General features: G+C 22.1%; 5 protein-coding genes and 1 tRNA gene. 1 reads left to right on the plus strand and 5 read right to left on the minus strand.

All coding sequences use genetic code 4. The annotated features are described in order from the left end of the window. Positions 1-442 precede the first annotated feature (442 nt). From ACQW0Y_RS02905 to ACQW0Y_RS02915, 3 genes are all read right to left on the minus strand, one after another. Positions 443-1,063, minus strand: coding sequence for a hypothetical protein (locus ACQW0Y_RS02905; protein WP_427867652.1), 621 nt, complete (start codon positions 1,061-1,063; stop codon positions 443-445). A gap of 111 nt (positions 1,064-1,174) precedes the next feature. Then, a complete protein-coding gene (locus tag ACQW0Y_RS02910) occupies positions 1,175-2,527 on the minus strand; it encodes a putative cysteine peptidase (RefSeq protein ID WP_427867653.1) in 1,353 nt (450 codons plus the stop codon). Positions 2,528-2,762: 235 nt separating this feature from the next. Beyond that, a tRNA-Arg gene (locus tag ACQW0Y_RS02915) sits at positions 2,763-2,838 on the minus strand. Between the two features lie 137 nt (positions 2,839-2,975). Between ACQW0Y_RS02915 and ACQW0Y_RS02920 the strand changes: the two genes are divergently transcribed. Next, complete coding sequence (locus ACQW0Y_RS02920; RefSeq protein WP_427867654.1) at positions 2,976-4,694, plus strand: S41 family peptidase; 1,719 nt, start codon at positions 2,976-2,978, stop codon at positions 4,692-4,694. Positions 4,695-4,782: 88 nt separating this feature from the next. On the opposite strand, the gene ACQW0Y_RS02925 is transcribed toward ACQW0Y_RS02920, so the two are convergent. Together ACQW0Y_RS02925 and ACQW0Y_RS02930 are read right to left on the minus strand one after the other, a co-directional pair. Beyond that, a complete protein-coding gene (locus ACQW0Y_RS02925) occupies positions 4,783-6,477 on the minus strand; it encodes a GIY-YIG nuclease family protein (RefSeq protein ID WP_427867655.1) in 1,695 nt (564 codons plus the stop codon). Positions 6,478-6,480: 3 nt separating this feature from the next. After that, entirely contained in the window at positions 6,481-7,395 is a 915-nt protein-coding gene (locus tag ACQW0Y_RS02930) for a gamma-glutamylcyclotransferase family protein (RefSeq protein ID WP_427867656.1), read from the minus strand. Between the last annotated feature and the right edge of the window lie 151 nt (positions 7,396-7,546).

Below are 7,546 nucleotides of genomic sequence, written 5' to 3' on the forward strand. Positions count from 1 at the left end.
TATATATTTTTACAAAAACAGAAATAACTGGAACGCCAATGTTTTAAATTTTAAATATTTTATTTTTTTTAATTGTTATTTATTTTCTAAATCGTTTTATCTAAGTTAATTTATATTTTACTTATTTTAAATATTAATAATAATATTTTTTAAAAATATAATTAGTTTGTAAATTTATTCAAAAAATTTTTAAAAAAACTTTTAATTTAATTAAATTTTTTTTGCAAATAATTATTATAAATAAAGCCTATTATTTAATTTTGAATATCAACTATAACTTTAATTTAAAGTAGTTGGTGCTTTTAAGTATTAAATAACATAAAAAATTTAATTGCATTAGCCTTAATAATTAATAAAAGAATAAAAAAACATTAAAAAAATAACACCAAATTAAGAAGGTGTCATTTAAATATTTTTAAAGTTTATATTTACTATTTCAATTTTATTTTTGAACAATCTTGTTTATTTCATTAATAGTTTTAAATTTTTTATGAATAATTTCACCAAAATGATAAATTTGAAAAATAGAAAATAAAGTAAAGAATGAAGCTGAAAGATATAAGAATGTTTCGTATTTATTAATGTATTGTGAATACATTGTTGAAATTACATTTTTCTTTTTATCGATTAAGTACTTTTCAACATGAGAATAATGTTGTTTTAAATTTCATAAAACATTATCTATTGAACTAATTAAAACAGATACAAATGTAAATGATAAAAATAATAATAAAAAATTAAAAGCAAATAATACACTTAAAACAATTTTGTCTTTTTTACCTAAATTCATCTTCTTTTGATTAAAGACAAAAAACAATACAATTATGCTAATAATAGCTATTATTATTAATGCAAGCAATGATGCTCTAAATGGAGCAAATCAAAAGATATGCATTCCTATTTCATATTCTTCATGTCAAGTTATACCACTATTAAGTGCATCTCATTCTAAAAAACTTTGAGTATATAGTAATGTTACAATAAATATTAAGGCAACTAAAAATGAGTAAAAGAAAAGTAAAATTATTCAATTATTTTTTAAATTATTTTTAATTTTAGTCATATCATCCAAAATATTCCTTCTTAGTTTCTGGAATGCCCAAAGAAATCAATGAAATAAAAGCAATTGAAAAAACTATTGCAAAAATTATTAAAATTATTTTCTTAGTATTCATTAATCAATATACCCCTCTTTTCTTAATTTATTAGTCATTTCTACACCAGTATATTTTTCTCCATTTAAATTAAATAGTTTTTCAGATTCTCCAGCTCATTTATGTGATATCGAAAAAACATAAGAATTTTTAAATTCATAATCATAATTAGTAATTATCATTTGTGAATGATTTTTTCCTCATCCATAATTACATAAGATTCTGCCATCTTTATATGAACCATAGCCGACAATTGCATGTCCTCCACTTCAAAATTTATTTTCTTCTTCATTTTTGCTAACTCCAGTATATTTACCAGAAAATAATGTAGGTTTCTTAGAATTAGTAATCAAATCTCAAGTCAGTTTAGGACCACTAGATCCTAAATAATCGTAATTAATTTTAGAGTTTCATCATTTATCTCTTAAAATTGATTCTGATATATATTTAGTATGTCATCAATGGTTTACACCATTACCAAATCATGTTTTTTGATACAAATATTTTAAAAAATTGCTATTCAAATTTGGCATTATATTTAAATTTATATTTTCTTTTAAATTTAAGACACTTGTTTGATTAAAATTAGAATTTTTTAATTTTAAAAATTTTTCTTTTTCTCATTCACTATAATATCCAGAACCACAGAAAAATTCATTATATAAAATTAACATATTAACTGCTACATATCCACAGATTCCACCATTTGATTTTTTCATATATGTTTCTGTTTTATTATAATATGATGGAAATTCCTTATAATAATGATATTGAGGTAAATCATCAACATTAAATGAGTTCAAATCAGAATTAATGCCAAATGAATTGTAATCAGCACATTTAAATCATCATGCATTAGGAACATCAAAATCAGAATATATTAATCCATTCTTTTCTTTATGAATATCATATTTTTTATATTCATCATTTGTTTTTGCTGATTTAACAGCATTATAATCAGATAATTTAAAATCGTCGTATTGCTTTGATTTAATTATCTTTATTTTATTTTTGTCTCTTTTTCTTTCACCTGGTCATGGCTTATCTCTATTTTCAAATCTTGGAACTCCAAGAAATCTTCCGTGTGAAAGATATTTTATTTTGAATGCTTCTAAAAAATCAAAATCTTCTAATTCCATATCAGGGTTTACTTCATAAATTTTATTATTGATATCACTGATAATAGAATATCCTTTATTTTTAAATCAAAACATTTTTCCCGTCTTAATTTCAGGGATAGTACTAACAACATCATATGTTTTTATTATTTCAGCATTTTGTCGACCTGTCAATTTTATAAAATCATACAAAACAAAAAGTTTTTGTTTTTCTTCTTCGCTTTTAAAATCGTTATTATCTAATTTGGCTGACATTGCAATCAGAGGTAATGTGGTCAAAAAAGGTAATATGAAAAATCTTAATTTTTTCAATTTAGCCTCCGTTTTTTTATTTTATTTATTTGAGTTATATAACTAAAATTGAATTTTCATTAAATTTTGCTAAAAATAAATGAAAAAATAAAGCACTTTTAATTATGCTTTAGATTTTAAATTATAAAGTTTGAATTATTATAAAAAGGTTTTATTGTAAAAAAAAGAATAAAAAAAATGGCGATCGTGGCAGGATTCGAACCTGCGACCACATGCTTAGAAGGCACGTACTCTATCCCCTGAGCTACACGACCGTTGCATATAATATTTTAGCACAAAAATTTTTTAGCGATCAATTTTATAAATATTTTTATTTAGAATTTTTTTATTTTTTATAGTGATAAAAAATGTAAAATTTTTAAAGATAATAATCTAAATGAAAGAAAAAAATATGAGAAAAAAAATTTTATTTTTAGCAAGTTCTTTATTAACTCTTACACCATTAACAACAATTTCTTGTTTTAATTTTTTAAATAATGGAACTGATTTAGAAAAACCGAATGTGGATCAACTAATTGAAAGTAATTTTAAGATTAAGAAAACGCAATTTAATAATTTAGCTAACTTAGACTATTTTATAAAATCAAATAATATTAATCTATATTTTAAAGATGGTGAAAATGCTCAACCATATGTAGATGTGGAAGAAATAATTAAAGATCTTGATGGCTTTTTTAATACAAGTTTAATTAAAAAGAGTAATGAGGATAATAATAAATTAGTATTATTTAATAAAAATCACAAAATGGAAATTGATGCCGATAGTGATAACATTTTTGTTTCTAGCGGAAATTTCTTTAATCTTGTTAAATCAACGAGTTCTACTAATTATTCACGACATTTACTATTTTCCGGCTTTAAGATAGAAAATGAATATGAAATAGATCCAACTATTAGTTTTAATTTAAAAAAATATAATATTGATATTATCAAAAAAAATGGAAGAACTTATATTCCATTTAGTATTTTTAATACTTTATTTTGTAGTCAAAACTATTACAACTTATATTACAACGGAACCAAGGTTTTTGGGCAATATTTTTCATTTGGCGAAGGTGATGAAAATGCTATTCAATATCGTCAAGGAAAATTCAATAACTATAGTGAAACAAAAAAAGATCGTAAATATAATTTGGATAATTTACTATTTAATTTAGACTATTTTTATGGTTTAAAAAACTATAAAAATATTAACTCCTTTCAAGATTATGTAGAATCTTTAAAACATGAATTATTAAGTACTAATCCGGAAATATATAACAAAGCCTATGCAAAATTATTTTTCAAGAAAATGAATGAATTGCATACTAATTTTATTTTTTTAAATGCATTTAGCAATACTTCTAAAAATATAAGAGATTATGCTGTTGGTAATTATGGCTCTGAAAGAATACAACATTACCAAGTAAGTCAAAAATTAAAGAATCAAAGAATAGATTTAGAACAAGAAATTTATCAAGATAAATATATAGTTAGAAATAATTTTGCTTACATAATATTAAATAGTTTTAGAACTGCTTCAGATCAAGAAGTTAATAATGGATATTATTTAAATGATTCTTTTGAGTTTATGAAGAACACGCTTGAAAAAATTAGTAAGAATAAGAAAATTAAGAATGTTGTTATTGATATTTCTCAAAATGGTGGAGGAAATATTGGTGCTATGTATCGTGTTTTAGGACTTTTAACTAATAAGGATATAGTCGCTCATAGTTATGAAATGCAAAGCAATGCAAAAACAACAGAAAATTATAAAATCGATGCTAATAAAGATAGAAATTATAATGACAATGATGCATTTGACAATTTTAACTATTATATCTTAACAAGTAAAAACACATTTAGCGCAGCTAATTCTTTTTCAGCAATAGTTAAGGAAATGAAAATTGGTAAAATAATTGGGCAAAAAAGTGGTGGTGGAACATCTTCTGTCTTACCTTTAGTATTAAATGATGGTACTTCAATTTTAATCAGCTCGCCTTCAACAACATGATATAAAGTTAATGAACGAGAAATCAATTCAGAACATGGTGTTGAACCTGATATTTTAATTAATTATGATGATTTTTATAATTTAGATTATTTAGATAAAAATATTATTGAAAAATAAAAAAACCCAAAATTTACTTATTAAAAAGTATTTTGGGTTTTTATATATAGAGTTTAAATTAAAGTTTATATAAAAGCACTTTATATTTCTATAATTTAATTTTTTTAATCTCTTTCGCAATATCTACTGAGACATATTTTTTTAATTCTTCAATATCTGTGCTAATAATATTTTGATATGTTTCAAATTTTTCTAATAATTTTTTTTCAGTTTTTGGTCCTATTCCTTCTATATTTGTTAATAAACTTTCAAAAAGTTTTTTATTATGTCTTTTGTTATATATTCTTTTTGCTTCCTTATCAATTTCAAATTGGATATTAGTTAAATAGTTAATTGTATTTGAATTATTAATAATAATTTCAATATTTTTATCATTAATTAATTTGTCAAACAAGTGCTTATCATTTTTAATTAATCCAAATATAGGTAAATTAACATTTAATTCCTTTAAGGCTTTGCGAGCAGCAGAGATTTGGATAAAACCACCATCAACAAAAATTAAATTAACTTCATTAGCTAGATTTGAATCACTAAAGAACTTAGAAACATTTTGAAACATATAATTAAAGTCAGAATTATTATTTTTATTTTTATTTAAAATAAAATTTCGGTTATATTTTTTTACTTTAATTCCATTATGGAAAACCATTGCCTGGCCAACAATTTCTTTTGTTTTAGCTTGAAATGAATTGTCAAAAATAACAAACCTATTTAGATCAAATTCTAAAATATTTTTAAGGTCGTTAATTGCTAATTCAATATTAATATTATTATTAATTTTCTTAATCTTATTTGTAATATCATTTTTTGCATTTTCGGTAGCTAAACTTAATAACTTTTGAAAATTTAAACTATTATTCTTATTTATTCTATATTTAATTTCATTTGTAAATAGCAAATCTTTATATTGATCTTCAATAACAATAATTTCAGGGATTTCAGCTTTTTTGTAGTAATCTTCAATAAAATTTAAAACAAATTCATCTTTATAATTTGATAATTCAAATTGAAAATCTTTTTTATTTATTAAACTTGAAAAACGGTAATAAAGAATTGAAATAAATATCTTATCCTCTTCGATAAAAATTCCAAAAACATCAATTGATTTTTTTGTTTTTAGTTCGATATTTTGTGTTAAATTTTTATTTTCAATTAATTCTAAGATTTCTTTCAATTCAGAAGCACGTTCAAAATCATAATTATTTGCAGCAAAATTAATTTTTTCAATAAGTTGAGATTTAAACTCTTTATTAAAATTCAATATTTCCTTAGCTTTTTCAAATGCTAGGTCAATTTCTGATGGACTCATTTTTTTAAGAATAAAACCATCTTTTGTTTTTAATAAATGAGTTAAATACTTGCTTAAAAGTTTATACTTTTTACTTTGTATTATTGGACCATAATATAAACAGTTTTTCTCTTTCTTATATTTGTTTCTTAATTCAATTTTCAAGTCATTAGGTTTTTTATAAATGCAAATATAAGGAAAATTTGCCTGTGTAGGCAAAATTACGTTATATTTGGGATTATATTTTTTTATACATTTTCTTTCAAAAATACAAGCTTCATCTTCTGTATTAAAAACTGTAGTTTCAAAAGAAAAAATTTTTTCCAACATTGCAGGAGTCTTAAAAGAGTTTTGCATTTTAGGATCAAAATATTGTGACATACGTGATCTTAAATTTTTTGCTTTTCCTACATAAATAATATTTCCGTCTTTATCTTTTCAGAAATAAACACCTGGGTTTGTTGAAATATTTTTTATAAGTTTCTTATCAATCATAAATTATTTAATGTTATCTTCAAGTGCTTTTAACATAATATCTAATCTTCTAAAAGGATCAATGTCAAAGTCTTTCATAGTAATTTCATATGCTTTATCTTCAAAAATGCCAAATTTAGGTTCATCTATTTGGAAATCTCTTTTTAAATTGATATATTTGATTGGTTTTTTATTGTTTAAAAATTCAATATCAAAATTGTAAAGTGGTTTAAATTCACGGTTTATTTTAGCATTTTCCATTTTGTCTTCCATGGCATGATAATAAAAAATACTGTTTAAAGTGCTCTTTCTTCCAAATGAAATTAAAAGCGCATATTTTTTTTCATTTAATTTAACTGCCAATACAGCATAAGGCTCTACTAAATAATTTTTATTAACCTTATCATCTAAAACTAAAGCCAAATATGGATGTGTTAAATGAATTATTTTTTCAAATTCATCATCACTTACTTCGTATAAAATAGCATTATCCATTAATGGAAATAGTTCTGTTTGTTTTTCAATTTCAATAAATGATTTTAGGTTTAACTCATTTTCATTAGGTGATTTTGAAAATCCCATTTCTTCTGTTGCTAAATAATATTTACCATATTCTAGTTTTGTATAAACATAAACATTTTCAACAATTTCATTTGTATCAGTAGCAATAACATTAACTTGAAATCTTTGGTATTGCGGAAACATTTCTCATCTATCAATCATAAATAACTCTTCTTTAGTGATTTCAAAAAGCGTTCCTTTAACTTGGTGTGCAATATCTTTTTTTAATAAAAAGTATGTTGTTTCATCAACACATTTAGCATAACCATTTAAAATTGCTGGTCTTCTAACACAATTTGGTGATAATAAATTTTTATAGAATAACTCATCTTGAATAGTTCCGTATGAAAATAAATATATTTTTTCTTCTTTTTCCATTATTTTCTCCTTAAAATAAAATAGTAATAATAAACATTGTTATATTAAATTATATTTAATATTTTCTTTTTTAAATCTTAAAACTAAAAATAATATTTTTTAAAAATTAAAAATATGGCGTTCCAGTATACGTAAGTAATCTGGCGCCATA

The organism is Mycoplasmopsis arginini (assembly GCF_965278885.1).
Lineage (GTDB): Bacteria > Bacillota_I > Bacilli_A > Mycoplasmatales > Metamycoplasmataceae > Metamycoplasma > Metamycoplasma arginini_B.